Source organism: Mesorhizobium sp. WSM4935, from assembly GCF_029625735.1.
Taxonomy (GTDB): domain Bacteria; phylum Pseudomonadota; class Alphaproteobacteria; order Rhizobiales; family Rhizobiaceae; genus Mesorhizobium.
Window position 1 is genome coordinate 129,979 of record NZ_JARTVR010000017.1, and the last position, 16,330, is coordinate 146,308.

At 60.0% G+C, this 16,330-nt stretch carries 13 protein-coding genes; 1 reads left to right on the plus strand and 12 read right to left on the minus strand.

Going from position 1 to position 16,330, the window contains the following annotated elements; genetic code table 11:
- Nucleotides 1-505 precede the first annotated feature (505 nt).
- From P9273_RS28085 to P9273_RS28140, 12 genes are all read right to left on the minus strand, one after another.
- Nucleotides 506-2,407, minus strand: coding sequence for a putative bifunctional diguanylate cyclase/phosphodiesterase (locus P9273_RS28085; RefSeq protein ID WP_082826564.1), 1,902 nt, complete (start codon nucleotides 2,405-2,407; stop codon nucleotides 506-508).
- Between the two features lie 175 nt (nucleotides 2,408-2,582).
- On the minus strand, nucleotides 2,583-3,761 hold the full coding sequence (gene ubiM / locus P9273_RS28090) for a 5-demethoxyubiquinol-8 5-hydroxylase UbiM (RefSeq protein WP_032899078.1): 1,179 nt from the start codon (nucleotides 3,759-3,761) through the stop codon (nucleotides 2,583-2,585).
- Between the two features lie 283 nt (nucleotides 3,762-4,044).
- Entirely contained in the window at nucleotides 4,045-4,662 is a 618-nt protein-coding gene (locus P9273_RS28095; protein ID WP_063169219.1) for a hypothetical protein, read from the minus strand.
- A 728-nt stretch (nucleotides 4,663-5,390) separates the two neighbouring features.
- Nucleotides 5,391-5,546, minus strand: coding sequence for a cbb3-type cytochrome oxidase assembly protein CcoS (gene ccoS, locus P9273_RS28100; RefSeq protein WP_081714250.1), 156 nt, complete (start codon nucleotides 5,544-5,546; stop codon nucleotides 5,391-5,393).
- 5 nt (nucleotides 5,547-5,551) lie between these two features.
- Nucleotides 5,552-7,831: a cation-translocating P-type ATPase gene (locus tag P9273_RS28105; protein ID WP_063169220.1), complete on the minus strand. Its 2,280-nt coding sequence runs from the start codon at nucleotides 7,829-7,831 to the stop codon at nucleotides 5,552-5,554.
- Complete coding sequence (locus tag P9273_RS28110; protein ID WP_063169221.1) at nucleotides 7,828-8,325, minus strand: FixH family protein; 498 nt, start codon at nucleotides 8,323-8,325, stop codon at nucleotides 7,828-7,830. Before P9273_RS28110 ends, P9273_RS28105 begins: the two co-directional genes overlap by 4 nt.
- Nucleotides 8,322-9,881 carry a cytochrome c oxidase accessory protein CcoG gene (ccoG, locus tag P9273_RS28115; protein ID WP_063169222.1) on the minus strand — a complete coding sequence of 520 codons (1,560 nt, stop codon included), beginning with the start codon at nucleotides 9,879-9,881 and terminating at the stop codon, nucleotides 8,322-8,324. The genes P9273_RS28110 and ccoG overlap by 4 nt, the downstream gene beginning before the upstream one ends.
- A gap of 167 nt (nucleotides 9,882-10,048) precedes the next feature.
- Nucleotides 10,049-10,912 carry a cytochrome-c oxidase, cbb3-type subunit III gene (gene ccoP / locus P9273_RS28120; protein ID WP_063169223.1) on the minus strand — a complete coding sequence of 288 codons (864 nt, stop codon included), beginning with the start codon at nucleotides 10,910-10,912 and terminating at the stop codon, nucleotides 10,049-10,051.
- Nucleotides 10,913-10,914: 2 nt separating this feature from the next.
- Nucleotides 10,915-11,064 carry a cbb3-type cytochrome c oxidase subunit 3 gene (locus tag P9273_RS28125; RefSeq protein ID WP_024502864.1) on the minus strand — a complete coding sequence of 50 codons (150 nt, stop codon included), beginning with the start codon at nucleotides 11,062-11,064 and terminating at the stop codon, nucleotides 10,915-10,917.
- 11 nt (nucleotides 11,065-11,075) lie between these two features.
- On the minus strand, nucleotides 11,076-11,807 hold the full coding sequence (gene ccoO, locus P9273_RS28130; RefSeq protein ID WP_063169224.1) for a cytochrome-c oxidase, cbb3-type subunit II: 732 nt from the start codon (nucleotides 11,805-11,807) through the stop codon (nucleotides 11,076-11,078).
- Nucleotides 11,807-13,426, minus strand: coding sequence for a cytochrome-c oxidase, cbb3-type subunit I (gene ccoN / locus P9273_RS28135; RefSeq protein ID WP_063169225.1), 1,620 nt, complete (start codon nucleotides 13,424-13,426; stop codon nucleotides 11,807-11,809). The genes ccoO and ccoN overlap by 1 nt, the downstream gene beginning before the upstream one ends.
- A 494-nt stretch (nucleotides 13,427-13,920) precedes the next feature.
- A complete protein-coding gene (locus P9273_RS28140) occupies nucleotides 13,921-14,664 on the minus strand; it encodes a Crp/Fnr family transcriptional regulator (RefSeq protein WP_024502861.1) in 744 nt (247 codons plus the stop codon).
- Nucleotides 14,665-14,816: 152 nt separating this feature from the next.
- On the opposite strand from P9273_RS28140, the gene hemN reads away from it, so the two are divergent.
- Nucleotides 14,817-16,166, plus strand: coding sequence for an oxygen-independent coproporphyrinogen III oxidase (gene hemN / locus P9273_RS28145; protein WP_063169226.1), 1,350 nt, complete (start codon nucleotides 14,817-14,819; stop codon nucleotides 16,164-16,166).
- The last annotated feature ends 164 nt before the right edge of the window (nucleotides 16,167-16,330 follow it).

Here is a 16,330-nt window from a genome sequence, read left to right on the forward strand (position 1 = left end):
AAGGGAACGGTCCGCCCCCTGGGGACATTCGACATGCCGTGGCAGCTTCCTATGGTGAGCCAGCGCATTCCGATACACGTTTTCCGCGCTCTACCGTTGCTCCAGCACCTGTGCTGAGGCTGAGCGCTTGATCAGGACCCGACCGCTGCTGTTGCGGGATGGTGACTGGGTTGAGGTCGCGAAGACCTTGACCGCGGGTACGTTGTTCATCCCGATGAGCGCTGAGCCGAGAAGCAGCCAAGAACGCTTCCCGTAATCGAATCCTACGGGAACCGCGAAACCAGCGTCCAAAGGACGCAATTCTCCGACGTCGTTCACTCAAGCTCATCTCGCAACTTGAACGCTTGTATGAAGCCGCTGCATGTGCGCCGGTGGACCGGATTGCTGCTATCCAAACCACGTGCTCAGTTTCGCCCCCGTAATAACTCTACCGTCCGAAACGGCTTTCGCGCGTCAGGTCCACCCCACATGAAAGTTCCGCGAGCAGCACGGACGGAGAGGCCGGTCACAACTCCTTCGCGTGCTCTTTTACTACCGAATCAAGTGCCAAATGGAGAGGCACTGCCTTAGAGAACAGGAAGCCCTGCGCGGTTCTGCAGCCAAGCTTGTACAGAGTTTGCCGATCTGCCTCTGTTTCAACGCCCTCGGCCATGACCTCGATCCCGAGCGTCCTACCAAGATCAATCACCGCTTTGACAAGCAGCCGATTCTCCCGGGACTTGGCTAAGCCGCGAACGAAGCCCTGATCTATTTTCACCTTCCTGATCCGACTGTCCTTGAGCGATGCCAACGTCGAAAAACCGGTGCCGAAGTCATCGAGCGCGATAGAAATGCCAGCATGTGAAAGCCGGGCGAGCTTTTCATCCACTCTGTCCGGATCCACTGGGGCTTCTTCGGTAATCTCGATGTCGAACATCGTTGCAGGGAGGTCTTTTGCCGCCAGACCATTAAGAATCATCTCGTCAATATCGCCAGCTTCCAACTCGCACGGTGAAACATTCATCGCCACACGAACATCACGACGGTCAGCTTTGACCAAGCCCTCGATAAGAGCGCAACAGTCGGCGAATACCGTTTGAGTTAGCAGCTGAAGCATTCCAGTTTCGCGTGCCGCTGTCATGATCTCGGGCGGAGAAATGGGACCGTGAAGCGGGTGAGACCATCTTAGCAAGGCTTCAAAACTGACGACGGCTTCAGTTTCGAGTCTTACGATTGGCTGAAACCAAGCGACCAAGCTTCTCATCGTTATCGCCGAATGAAGATCGCGTTCGATTGACTGGCGGCGTTGCAACTCCCGGGCTAGCTCGGCATCGAACAGACAAAATTCATTCCTGCCGCGGCGCTTAGCTGTGTAAAGGGCGATGTCGGCCCGCAACAACATTTCCGTTAGTCCGGGGTTTTCAGCCAAGTAGATTCCTATAGACGCTCCAATGCGGACTGATGCGATCCCAGGATAGGGGCGAGCAAGCTTGGCTATGAGATTGGACGCGAGATTGGTGGGAGAAGGAGAATTCTTTCGCGAAGAAAAAACCAGCACGAATTCATCCCCACCGATGCGGGCGAGCGTTGAGCCCTCCGGTGCTTCTTCCTCTATTCGGCGGGCGATCCTGGCAAGCAGCTCGTCACCCGTTCTGTGACCGTAGGTATCGTTGACAGATTTGAACCCGTCCAGATCAATCAGCATGGCCACAAAGGGTCCATCGGTGTTCTCAAACTGATCGATTGCATGTTCGAGGCCCCGCCTGTTGAGGAGCGCGGTAAGATGGTCCTCCCTGGAATTGCGCTCCATTTCCGCGGCAAGCCGCTCGGCTTGATGTCTCAGGCGGCTCGCGTCACGGAAGCGCGCTTGTCCAACGAACGAGGATCGAACCAGGCCGCCCTCGAAAAGCAGGACGGCAAAAGCCAGAATGTAGTTTTCCGGGGCTCCCTTCGTCAGCAAACATGCGGCGGCAATGAGGAGTGGCGGTGTGATGAAGCATATCGCTGCCGCAGCATATGAGCTGCCGTACGTGACCGCGCCAGCTGAAATGCCCGCCAGAATTATTAGATGCAGCGATGCTTGAGACGTCGTGTATCCAGCCGTTAGGACGGCAAGGAATGACCAGGTGAATCCCGCCAGAAGAGCAAGCCTGCCAAACCAGCGAAGCCGCAGCCAAACCCGTGTCAGATCATCCTGGACTCCGGGTTCCTTCAGCTGATGACGGGCGAGTGCAAGGCGGGCGGCATTTATCGCATTAACGACCGAAAACCAGGCCGCGCCAGCAAGACCGTTCCCGGAAAGGGCCTGCACGGTCAAAATCAGCCCGGACAGCACAATGCTTATCGGCATTGAGACGAAAAGGCCTGCCCTCAGATCAGCGAGCTGGTCCTGAAGGATTCTCGCCTCCAGCGGATCTTCTTTTTCCAAGGCTGGACGGGTCAGCTTGCTTACTCCTGCTTGTCCGCAGCCTATGCAGCCCCCCTGAAGGACGGGTTAATTCTTCAATCGGAGATCAGCGTCGGGGAGCAGGATTACTCCGGTGCATCATGCACTCTCTCATCGCTCGCCCAGCACGCGCAAAAATGCGACTGCTGGTGCAGTATCACCGCTGGAGCTCCGCCGAAATCCCATGCCGGACAAGGGGAACATGTTGGGCAAAGCGAAGCCCCAGATGCCTTGCAAGCCGTGCCGCCAGGTGGTCTCTGGAGTAGAGTCCAACCAATATGTTCGTTGCATGGTAGAGCGGCGCCGCCGACAGGCGCAGCCGCCTTTCGTATATATGCAGCATGTCGGGGTCGCCAACATTGCGGCCGTCGCGGCACGCAGTCATGATTCCACGGGCGAGTTGCTTCTGGCTGCTGAGACCGATGTTGAATCCGTGAGCGGTCACCGGGTGCATGCCGATGGCAGCGTCGCCGATGAGTGCGGCGCTCGGCGCCCGGAATTTGTGCGCCCAGGTCGTGACCAGCGGATAGGTGTGGCGCTTGCTTGCCAAGGTCATTTTTCCAAGGCGCCCTCGACACCGTTTCGTCAACTCCGACAGGAACAAATCATCATCGAAGGCAAGCAGTCTATAGGCCTCGTTTGAGCGCAATGTGAGCAGCAGCGACGACATGCCCTCCGCGAGGGGCAATATCGCTATCGTCTGATGGTGATCGAACCATTCGATGGCGATCTGGTGGTGGGCGCGCTCGTGCCTCACTCGGCAAATCAGCATCGAGTGGCCAAGCCGGTTGATATCGGCGCCGATGCCTAGCAGATCACGCGTGGCGGACAAACGCGAATCCGCGGCAACAACCAGCCGAGCAGTTAAACGCGCGCCATTAGAGAGCGTTACGACTGCTCCTTCTTGGCTGTTTGTTGCATCGACGACCGAGTGGCCGCACAACAGCCGGGCGCGATCCTGCAAGCGGACGATTTTGAACAGCGCCTCGCGGATCCGGCAATTTGGAACCAAAACCCCCAGCGGTTCTCCAGAGTTGCTGGGAGGATCGAAACGAAGAGCGAATGCGCTCGAGCCGTTGAGCACGCGCGCGCCTTGAAGTGCTGATTTGTCCGAAGCCGGGATGACATCCCAGGCGCCGAGCTCGCGAAGGGTTCTGATCGAAGCGTTGGTCAGCGCGATTTCGCGACCATCGAAAGCCGGATTCGCCAGACTATCGAATGTGTTCTGTTCAACAACTGCCACCTTGAGTTCGCTTTGGGCAAGCGACGCAGCGAACGAAAGGCCGACCGGGCCGGCTCCAACGACAACGATGTCAAAATTATCGTCAGAGCCCATCAGCGTGCCGCCATCCGGTCGCCTATCCTCGTGTAACGGTGGAACTGAGCCGAGTGACATGAGCTCCGTGCCCGCCGCATTGCCTAAAGGCGCTGGGCCGGGAGATTCGCATCGATCGGCAACGAAGCACTCAAAGCGCTCAGAGGTGGATGCGGCTAACCGATCCCGCCCTTTCGCCGCGCAGCCGCGCAGATCGCCGCCAGCAAGCGAGACACTCGCGACGCTGGTCAGCGACGGCCGCGCCGCATCGATCGCCACATTCCACCTGGAACCCTTGCGCATACTACTCACGCTCCACGACGTCGAAGCGGGCTCTCTTGCGAGGGTGAGGGTATCGAACGTAGCGCTCTCTCTCGTCATCCCAGCCAAGGTAGCGGAAACTTTTATCCACGACCGCGCATATCTCATCAAGAACCTGCTGCATGGCTTCGATGTCGATGTCCTTGCAATTCAGTCGCCGATAGAGCAAAGCCCACGCGGCGACATAGTCGTCGAAATAGCGCGCGTCACTCGAACCAATGATCAACTTCGGACGGTTGATCGATTTCGAAAACGCACGTCCCAACCCCGATGATGCTCCGCAGCACGTTGACATCACGAGGATCTTCGGCGCTGGATGCGAGCCCTGGAACATTTTTACGAAGTCAGCCCAAAGAAGGCCACTTCGCCCACTGGACGAAGCGATCCCGTCACCATTGCCGTGCCCGGCGATGTGAAGCACGTCGCACTCCGCCTCCATCGCTCGTACTACAGCCTCACCAAATTTCGTTCGGTTCAACGCCATTTGGAGCTCCGCGCGGATGTTGACAGCCTTTAACAAGTGCTGCACGATCGGTCCCTCTTGCCTGTCGGCGAAGTAGTCATTTGCATTGTGGCAGTCGATGATGTGTACGGTGTTCATGGTACTCCAGCCGCTTGTTCGTTCATCGTCGTGACGAGCGGACACCACGCGCGCGGAACCGCGTGACGTGCGCTGGGTTCCGGTACCGTCGCATAGCCTCAAGGCGCGGGCCGGGAATCGGGATGGATCGGCAACGACGCACACAACCCATCAAAGGCGAAAGCTGTTGATCGGCCCCCTGTCCGCGCAAGCCACGCGGATGGTCAGCCAGCAAGCGAGATACACACGACGCCGGTCAGCTAATGGCTGCGCCGTAAGCACAAGGCATGGCCGACCACACGACAGAAAACCCAGAACCGTGAAGGTGCTGATAATGACGACCAATCTTTCCGTAAGTCATGCATTTCTCCGTCGAAGACTGGTCAATAGACCACGCCGATGAGTATGACCCTGATCTGGATCAGCCAGACATGACCAATCGGCACTGGCGGTTCACGGTCAGGTGATCGACCGTGACGTTCCACTTTGGAACCCGTGCGCACATTGCCAAGCTCTCGTCCGGCCACGCGAGGTACTCTCGTGGCATCACACGCCTCATACTGGGTGCAATGGGAGGCAGTCCTTCGCACGACAGAGGCTTTTCACAAATGTAGTGTGCAGCTTAGGTCAAGATGGTCATGGAGCATGGAGCATGGAGCATGGAGCATGGAGCATGGACAGCTTGTTCCCGACCGAGCCGGCTCGACTGACGAGCGCGATCCGCGCATCTTATGCACAGCGGATTGAAATCAGCGTTCCGGTTTGTCGTCCCGATCAATTAGTATCCGCTCGGCGGCTCCGTCGAGATCTTCGTATTGACCGCTTCGCAATGCCCAGACGAAGCCGGACACACCCAGTGCACCCAGAAAAAGGGCCACTGGTATGAGATAGAGCAACGTCGTCACGAGGATTATGCCGAATAGCTGACTGCGGAGCGTCCGACTTTTTGAATAACTTGCAGCGTCGCATTCGCCCCGAAGCCGTGCAAGCGCAATGCGTTTCCAATAACAAGCACCGATGAGGCAGACATGGCAATCGCCGCTAACAAAGGCGTGGCGTGGCCCAGGATGGCGATCGGCACGGCGACGGCATTGTAGACGATCGCAATCGCGATGTTCTGGCGGATCAGGTGTCCCGCCTTGCGCGAGACGTCCAGCGCGAGAGGCACTGCCAGAAGGCTTTCGCGCAGGAATACGAAGTCGGCGGCATTGCGGCCAATGTCGGCGGCGGTGGCCGGAGCGATCGAGACATGCGCCGCGCTCAGCGCCGGCGTGTCGTTGAGGCCGTCGCCAACCATCAGAACCTTGTGTCCGTCTTTCGCCAGGGTCTCGATGCGCTCGACCTTGCCCGACGGCAGCAGGCACGGAACGAAGTCCTCGACACCCAGCATTCTTGCAACTTCACCGCAGGCACCTGCGGTATCGCCCGACAGCATTTGCATCGACACCCCAGTATCGTTCAATCGCTTGATCGCCGCCGCCGCGTCGGCGCGCAGCGCATCCTCGAAATCGAAGGTCGCGACAATGAACCCGTCTTTTGTCAGCACCGTTCCGCCATAGCCATGGTTGCCTTCACCACCGGTCCGGGCCTTCCATCCAGCCCATCCGCGTCGACCCAGCCGCCAGATGCTTCCGGCGACAGTGGCTTCGATCCCGAACCCCGGATGCTCTGTGACGGCATCGAATTTGTGTTGCCCGCCAGGAGCGGCAAAGCCGGTTATGGCCTTTGAAAACGGGTGACGCGAGTGCGCGGCCATGTCTGCCGCGATTGCCAGCATGGCCGGATCGATCGACGATGCATTGAGGAGCCGGGGTTGTCCGAGCGTGAGCGTTCCGGTCTTGTCGAACACTGCGTTATCAATCGTCGCCAGGCGCTCCATGGCCGAACCGTCCTTGACCATGATGCCGTTCTCGAACAGACGCCGCGCGGCGACCACCTGAACGATCGGTACGGCGAGGCCGAGCGCGCACGGGCAGGTGATGATCAGAACGGCAATGGCGATCGTCATCGCCCGGTGCCAGTCGCCCGTCGCCGCCATCCAACCCAGGAATGTCACGAAGGCGGTGAGATGAACCACGGGCGCGTAGAGTGCCGACACGCGATCAGCGATGCGGCGATAGTGCGCGCGACCGCCCTCTGCGGCTTCCATCAGCCGAACCATTTCGGCGAGGAACGAATCCTTCGCGGCGGCGGTCGCCTCGATCGTCAGCGGGCCGGTAAGATTGAGCACGCCGGCCTGCACGGCTTCGCCCGGCGCCACGTTTTTCGGCGCGCTTTCGCCTGAGGCCAGCGAGCAGTCGAGATCAGACGCTCCGTGGATGATCTTGCCGTCGACGGGGATCCTTTCACCGGCCGCGATCAGCAGCTGCATCCCCGGTTCGATCTCGCCAACCGGCAGATAGTCGCGCGCGCCATCGCCGCGCAGCACCATGGCGCCGCGTGCGGCCAGCTGCGACAGGCCTTTCACCGCGGTGCGGGCACGTTCGCGCATCACGTGATCCAGCGTCCTGCCGATCAAAAGGAAAAAAAGCAGCGAAACCGACGCGTCGAAATAGGCGTGGTCGCCATGGTTGATCGTCTCATAGAGGCTCATGGCGTAAGCGAGCGACACTCCGACCGCGATCGGCACGTCCATGTTCATGCGGCCGTGGCGCAGTGCATTCCAGGCCGAGCGGAAGAAGATGCCGCCGGCGAAGGCGAGCGCTGGGATGGCGATCAATGCGGAGACCCAGTGAAACAGGTCGCGGGTAGCCCCTTCGGCCCCGGACCAGACAGAGACCGAAAGCAGCATGATATTGCCCGCCGCGAACCCGGCAACCGCGACGGCGCGGATCAACTCCGAAAGCGTCCTGTCCTTTTCATCAATCTCGGGGGCGAAGAGATGCGCCTGGTAGCCGAGCCGTCCAAGCGCGGCGACGAACGGTGGAACCTCGTCGCCACGCCAGCGGACCGAGACCCGTTTCGTCGACAGGTTGACGCGGGCGCTCTCGACGCGATCGAGCGTTCCCAACGCCGTCTCGATCGTCTGGATACAAGCTGCGCAATGAACGCTCGGCACCGAAAGATCGGTTTGGCGGAGATCATCTCCAAGCGATCGGCTCGCCAGCCTGATCTCTTGACTAGACGGCAGGACCGACGTGGTGCTGCCCAGATCAAGCGCCATTTCGGCGCCCGGTGCACAACAACTCATTTCAGCGCTCCATGGGAAATCATGATCCTGCGGACTTCGCGGTAGGGCTCGGCCAGACCGGCGTCAGCGTCGACTTCGACGATCCAGACGCCATCCTTCGGCATGTGCTGGGCTGCGAATTCCTGGCCGGAGGCGAGGGCGAGGTTGACCGCCTTGTCCTCTTTCTCGTAGGCGGGATGGCGAAACAGCACCTTGACGCCATGCAAGGCAATCGGCTTGCCGACGGCGTCGGTAAGGCTATAGCGGACCTCGCCCCATGCGATGGTCAGCTTGCCGGTCCAGCCGAGCGCTGCCTGCGCCCGCCCCTCCTCGGCCTTCTTGTTGAACTGCTGGCTCGCCACATAGGTGTTTTCGACGACAAGGCCGGTCCAGCTCGTGTTGGCGAGCGTTGCCATCGTCAGATTGACCGCGATGACCACCCCGAAAAAGGCTAGGATGATGGCCAGCATGTGCCTGCCGGTGAATACGCGGGGTTTTTCAGCGTTAGCGGTCATCTGGCAGTCTCCGGCGCGTTGAAGGTGGCGGTGTATTCGTCCGCCTCGAAGCTCGCCTTGTCCTCGACACGGAACTTGAAGGTCTGCGCTGTGCCCTGGATTTGATCCGCCGGCTGGCGCACGAAGACCTTCAGCATTTTCAGGCGGTCGGGTTCGACCGGAATGGCAAAAGAACGGCCTTCCGGGATGTCGTCGCCGACCACGCTCATCTCGGCGCCCTGCAAGCCTTGAATCGCGACAACGATCGTCCTTGGCTCGGGGATCATGTTGAGCAGCTTGACGGTGTAGCCGTTGCGGATCGAGCCGTCGGACAGCGTGACAAATTGCGGATTGCGATCATGCAGCACGTTGACTTCGAGCCGATCGCGCGTCAGCAGCGAATAGAGCAGACCCAGGCCGATCAGCGACCAGATACCCATGTAGACGTAGGTGCGTGGCCGAAAGATCTTGCGGATATGGAAATGCGCCACCTTGTCGGAGAACAGGCCATCAGCGGTCCTGACCTGCGACGGGTTGACTGAACTGGAGCCGCCCGCGGTCGCCAGCATCATGTTGGCGTTGTAGTCGGACAGTGTCGCATAGGAGATCAGCCCGCGCTCCTTGCCGAGCTTGTCCATGACCCCGTCGCAGGCGTCTATGCACAGCGCGCAGGTGATGCATTCCATCTGCTGGCCATCGCGGATGTCGATCCCCATCGGGCAGACCGCGACGCAGGCATTGCAGTCGACGCAGTCACCGACCGGCAGCCCTGCGGCAAGGACCTTCTTGGCGTGGCGAGAACGCGGTTCGCCGCGCCAGTCATTGTAGGTGACGGTGAGAGAACTTTCGTCGAGCATCGCTGCCTGGATGCGCGGCCATGGGCACATGTAGGTGCAGACCTGCTCGCGCATCAGACCGCCGAACGTGTAGGTGGTAGCCGTCAGCACGGCGACAGTGATGTAGGCGACGGGTGGCGCGGTGCCGGTGAAGAGTTCGCCAACCAGCGTCGGCGCATCGGCAAAATAGAAAATCCAGGCGCCGCCGGTCGCCGCACCGATGACCAGCCAGACGGCGTGCTTCGATAAGCGCAGCATCAGCTTGCGGGCGGTCCAGGGGCCTGCATCGAGTTTCATGCGAGCGTTACGGTCGCCCTCTATCGCACGTTCGACGACGAGGAACAGATCGACCCACACCGTCTGAGGGCATGCATAGCCGCACCAGGCACGGCCGACAGTCGAGGTGATCAGGAAAAGACCGACGCCCGCCATGACCAGGAGGCCGGCCACATAGAAGAATTCCTGGGGCCATATCTCGATGAAGAAGAAGTAGAAGCGCCGGTTCGCGAGATCGAGCAGGACTGCCTGGTCCGGGGCAAATGGACCGCGAGCCCAAGGCAGCCACGCAGCCAGGTAATAGATGCCAAGTGTGATCGTCATCACCAGCCATTTGAAGCGACGAAAGTTGCCCGAGGCGCGCTTCGGAAAGATCTTTTGACGCGCGGCATAAAGCGGCTTGCGGGTTTTGGCGGAATTGACAGTTTCTGTTTCGAGCCCTGTCAACTGCGTCTTGTCACGCATGTGCAACTCCACTTTCCCAGCCAATGTCAGGGGCACCTGTCGTAAAGCCTCGCCGTAGGATAGCCTTGCCGGGTTGTGCAGATCGCATTAGGGATGGTGTCGAGGCCCGGCTCACGCCGGGCCTCGTCCGCTTGGCAGGGGGGACCGAAGAATAGGACCTTCCATTCCTATTCTCCGCCGCCAAGCGAATGGACATAAACTGCAAGTTCCTTGACCTTGATCTCGCCGAGACGGCCAACCCAGGCCGGCATGACGCCCTGTTTTGGCGCACGGACCTGTGCGGCGATGGCTGTCTCACCGGATCCATAGAGCCAGATCGCATCGGTCAGGTCGGGGGCGCCGAATTCCCTGTTGCCTTTTGCATTGTCGCCGTGACAGGCCACGCAATTCTCGGCAAAGACCTTGGCGCCGGGTTGGATCAGACTTGCATCGCGGACCTTGCCGGAAAGGCTGGCCACGTAGGCGCTGACTTGTGCGATCTGGTCGGCGGTAATGATGTCGCCGAAGGCCGGCATTTCCGACAGGCGCGTGTCCGGATCGGATGCGAAGCGGATGCCGTGCGTAATCGTCTGCTGGATCTGCTCGGCCTTGCCGCCCCACAGCCAGTCGTCGTCGTTGAGATTGGGAAAGCCCTTGGAACCCTGGGCGCCGGAGCCATGACATTGTACGCAATTGACCTTGAAAGCGGCGCCACCGGCGGCGATTGCGAATTCGCGCAGGCCGTCGTCCGCGGCGATTTCCGAGACGCTCTTGGACTCCACCGCCGAGATATATTTGCCCTTGGCGGCCTCAGCCGCGGTCAGCTCGTTCCTGACCTCGTTGCGGCTGGAATAGCCGAGCACACCCGTTGTCGCCGAGTGCAACAGAGGCCATGCTGGATAGGCAATGGTGTAGCCTATCGCCCAGACAATGGTGACGTAAAAAGTGATAACCCACCATCTGGGAAGCGGGTTGTTCAGCTCCCGGATACCATCCCATTCGTGGCCGGTGGTCGAGACGCCAGAGATTTCATCGATATGCTCGTCGCTCATGATCACTCGTCCTCGAGCGGAATGCGGGCCGCTTCGTCGGCCAGCCTTCGGCTGCCGGGGCGTAGGGCAAAGGCGATGCACCCCACGAAGAACAGCGCCATCGCAACCAGGCCCCAGCTGTCGGCAAACGCCCGCATCAAATTGTAGGTCATCAGCGTTCTCCTCAGCGGTAGCCGGCGGCTTCGTCGTAATTTTTGAAGTCGACCAGTGTGCCAAGCATCTGCAGGTAGGCGAGCAGGGCATCCATTTCGGTGACCTGTTGCGGGTTGCCGTCGAAGTCGCCGATCTTGGCTTTTGGGTAACGCGCCTCAAGGCCTGATGTGTCGGCATTGGGATCGGCCTGCGCCGCCAGATCCGCATTGGCGTGGGCGATCATGTCATCGGTGTAAGGGACGGCTACAAGCCTGTTGGCGACCAGATGCGTCGAGAAATCCTTCACGTCGATCGGCGTGTCTTTCAGGAACCCATAGCTCGGCATGATCGATTCCGGCACCACCGAGCGCGGGTCGGTAAGATGCGCGACATGCCATGCATTCGAGTAGCGGTCGCCAACTCTGGCGAGATCCGGCCCGGTGCGCTTCGATCCCCACTGGAAGGGGTGATCGTACATGGACTCGGCAGCCAGGCTGTAGTGGCCATAGCGCTCAACTTCGTCGCGGAACGGCCTGATCATCTGGCTATGACAGAGGTAGCAGCCCTCGCGCATATAGATGTTGCGCCCGACAAGTTCGAGCGGCGAATAGGGGCGCATGCCTTCCACCTTCTCGATCGTGTTGTCGAGATAGAAGAGAGGCGCGATCTCGACGATGCCGCCGACCGTCACCACGAGCAGCGAGCCAACGAGAAGAAGCGTGGCGTTCTTCTCGATGATTGCGTGTTTGTCCATCAAGCCCATTACCTGGCTCCTGATCGCGCAGGTCGGATGGCGACGGGGCTCGGCATCGGCTCCTCCTCGCGCTGGTGGCCGAGGATGGTCCTGGTGATGTTCCAGGCCATGATCAGGGCGCCGGAGAGGTACATGGCGCCGCCGATGGCGCGCAGGACATAGTAGGGGTGCATGGCGGCGACGGTTTCGGCGAAGGAGTAGACCAGGAAGCCCTGCTCGCCATATTCGCGCCACATCAGGCCCTGCATGATGCCGGACACCCACATCACCGCGGCGTAGACGACGATCCCGAGTGTCGCCAGCCAGAAGTGCCAGGTGACGAGCCTCAGCGAGTAGAGCCGTTGACGGTTCCAGAGCTTCGGGACCATGTAGTAGATCGCGCCGAACGAGATCATGCCGACCCAGCCGAGCGCACCCGAATGGACGTGCCCGATGGTCCAGTCGGTATAATGCGACAGCGAATTGACCGCCCGGATCGCCATGATGGGGCCTTCGAAGGTCGACATGCCATAGAAGGCGACGGCCATCACCATCATGCGGATGATCGGATCGGTGCGCAGCTTGTCCCAGGCGCCGGACAGCGTCATCAGGCCGTTGATCATGCCGCCCCAGGACGGCATCCACAGCATGATCGAGAACACCATGCCGAGCGTCTGCGCCCAATCGGGCAAGGCGGTGTAGTGCAGGTGATGCGGCCCGGCCCAGATGTAGAGAAAGATGATAGCCCAGAAATGGACGATCGACAGCCGGTACGAATAGACTGGCCGGTTCGCCTGCTTGGGCACGAAATAATACATCATGCCGAGGAAGCCGGCGGTGAGAAAGAAGCCGACCGCGTTGTGGCCGTACCACCATTGCGTCAAGGCGTCCTGGACCCCTGAAAAGGCGGAGTAGCTCTTGGAGCCCGGGAACGAGACTGGTATGGACAGGTTGTTGACCACATGCAGCATCGCGATGGTCACGATGAACGACAGGTAGAACCAGTTGGCCACGTAGATATGCGGTTCCTTGCGCTTCAGGATCGTGCCAAGGAACAGAATGAGGTAGGCGACCCAGACGATGGTCAGCCAGACATCCACATACCATTCGGGTTCGGCGTACTCGCGGCCCTCGGTGATGCCGAGCAGGTAGCCGGTCGCGGCCATGACGATGAACAGCTGGTAGCCCCAGAAGACGAACCAGGCGAGATCACGGCCGAAGAGGCGCGCGCGGCAGGTGCGCTGCACGACATACAGAGACGTGCAAAGCAGCGCGTTGCCGCCGAAGGCGAAAACGACACCGGATGTGTGCAACGGCCGCAAACGACCGAAATTGAACCAGGGCTGGATGTTGAGATCGGGGTAGGCGAGCTGCAGCGCGATCACCACGCCGACCAGCATGCCGACGACACCCCAGAACACGGTGGCGATCGCGCCGTAGCGGATCGGACCATCCATGTAAGCGGATGGGTCAATCGGAGCTGCTGGCCTGAACTCCGTGTTGCGCAACAGGATCGCAGTGAAACCAGCCACTGCGAAGAACAACACCCACATGTGTCGGCGGAAAGGTTCATCCACGCCGAAGCCGGCGGCCACCAGGGCCGCAAAAGCGAACACGCTTAGAAGGACGATCTCTGTGCCGAATTTCATTGCAGATCCCGATCTCGAATCTGGTGGATGCCAAATCCGCAGCGCACTAATCGCGCAGCCGCCGCCCCCTCGCCCTGATCTATGTCAGGCCGCACGATTTTGTGCGGCGCAATCAGCAGGTGGCGAATGAACGAGGAACGCAGCGCGGGCTCACTCCCTCATGGAAGGCGTTCCCTGGGTTGGGCGGGCGCAGACGCGATCGCTGAGGCGAAAGCTGAGGCTCTGCGCGCGTTGGATGCTATTGCCGATGCCCTGCCAAACGTTGTTCGGATCCCATTGGAAACGAACGCGATCGTTCCGCCGAGCCGTGGCAGATTAAGGACCATGCTTCGCCGGTATGTGCCGAAACACACCTGGCGATTGGTCACGTTCCTATCAAAGCCCGAAAGCTGTTTGTCTCGACAACCGTGACGCCGCTTCGTCGAAGGCGCGGCGACATCGCATTAAAAGGCAAACACGGCCCGCCCCGGAGTCATGCGACATGGCCTCGCCGCTTAGGGCCGCTCGCGTCCGCCGCCACAGCGCTTCTCCAGACGGCTTATGCTGTCCACCGTCACATGGCGTGCGTTCTCAATCCGAATCACCCCGTCAGCCCGCAATCGCGTCAGTTGGCGGCTCACGGTCTCGCTGGTGATTCCAAGGAAATCAGACATTTCGGCACGCGTCAGCGGCAGATCGAAGGAGGCCGACCCGGAAGCCGCATCGAGACTGGAATCGATATTCCGGGCCATCATGAGGAGAAAAGTCGCCACCTTTTCCGGAGCTGTCTTGCGCCCCAGCGTCACCATCCACTCGCGCGCCTCATCGAGTTCATTCAGCGTCTGTTTGAGCAGGCGATGCTCGAATTCCCGTGACGCCTTCATCATCCGTTCGACGGCCGCTCGCGGAAACGAACACAGCGTGACTGCTGTTGCCGCTTCCGCATTGATCGAGCTTTCCTCCTTGAAAGGACGTCCCAGAAAATCCGGTGCAAACTGGAGACCGACGATCTGCTGGCGCCCATCCGACAGGCTCTTTGATAGCTTTACCACGCCTGAAAGCACGTTGGAGTAGCTGTCGACGTTCTGTGCCTCGCCGGTCAACTCCATTCCTGACTCGATCCGGCGACGCGAGCAAGTCTTGGCGAGCCCAACCAAATTGTCTGGATCGAGCGCACCGCAGACACCGCGACGCCGTGCCTCGCAAGGGAAGCAAAGAACAGGAATGCCGGAACTATGAATGTCTTGCCGAAAGGTCATGCGTTCGCCTTACCCGATCCTAACTGCCGGCAGGATACCCATCCAGGGTAGAGAAATCCTGCGGCGGTTTGTCCATGAGCGCGGCTGATCGAGATCAGGGTCTGCTTCAGCGATGCGTGCAGTGTTCCGGCGGGCAACACGGTGAACGCGAGATGCAATCGGAAATAGCTGTCAAACTCAGCGAGAACGTCCCACGCTACACCAGCTATCCGACGGCGCCGCATTTCCATTCGGGGATCGATGCTGCCATTTACCGTGGCTGGTTGGAGACGCTGGAAAGCGGCGACGAAATCTCGCTGTACCTGCACATTCCTTACTGCGACAAGCTCTGCTGGTTCTGCGCCTGCCACACCAAGCAGACGCACCAATATGAGCCGGTGGCCGCTTATCTGCGCTCGCTGAATGCCGAAATCGTCACGATTGCCGGTCTGGTGAGCGGCAAGGCACATGTCCGTGCAATCCACTTCGGTGGCGGTTCGCCAACTATTCTGAGGCCCGATGATATGGTTGCTCTTGGAGCGGCCTTGCGGGACAGCTTCGACCTTCTCCCGGATGCTACGGTCAGCATCGAAATCGAAACCAACGACATGGACAAGGCGCGCCTTGATGCACTTGCTCAAATCGGCGTAACGCGGGCGAGCCTCGGCGTGCAGGATTTCGATCCGCAAGTGCAAAAAGCAATTAATCGTGAGCAGAGTTTTTTGCAGACCAAGGCAGTCGTCGACGGGGTTCGTTCGCGGGGCGTCGAATCGGTCAATCTGGACCTGCTCTACGGGCTCCCGAATCAGACACGCGAGACGATCTGTTCCACGGTGGCGCAGGCACTGACCTTGGAGCCAGACCGGATGGCCCTGTTCGGCTACGCACATGTGCCCTGGTTCAAGAAGCATCAGACGATGATCGACGAGGCATGGCTGCCGAGTCCCACTGAGCGTTTCGCCCAATCTCAACTCGCGGCGCGGGCAATTGTCGCCAAGGGATATGAGGCAATAGGACTCGATCATTTCGCGAAGCCCGACGATGCGCTGGCCATAGCGGCCCGCGCAGGGGTTTTGCATCGCAATTTTCAGGGCTACACTGAGGATCGCTGCCCGACACTGATCGGACTTGGCCCTTCGTCCATCGGTCGTTTTCGCCAAGGCTACGTGCAGAACATGGCTTCGACTGCCGGGTACGGGCGCATGGTTGCGGATGGCGGGTTGGCTGCCGTCCGCGGCGTTGCCCTTTCCGACGACGATCGCGTCCGTGGCTGGATCATCGAGCGGCTGATGTGTGATTTTGCCTTCTCGGCAGTCGACCTGGTGGAGCGGTTCGGCAAAGCCGGCGAGCAGCTCCTTCATCGCTCGAGGTCCATCGCACTCCACGATCCTGCCCGAGCGCTTGAATTCGATGGTGACAGTTTCCTCGTACGGACTGAAAGTCGCCCCTTCATTCGAACCATCGCGGCCAAGTTCGATACATATTTCAAAGGGGGAACGGCGAGGCACTCGGTGGCGGTCTGAGCAAAGCACAGTGCGCTCGCCGTTTGGTCGATCGGCGAACCAGCTGCGTTCGTTTTGACCGCTCATAGGCGACTACCGCATCAAATCGTCGACCGTGAACAATCCGAGCCCTAAGCGGCGACCGGCTTCGGCCGGATTTGAAGCAGGGCAATCAAGAGCGACAA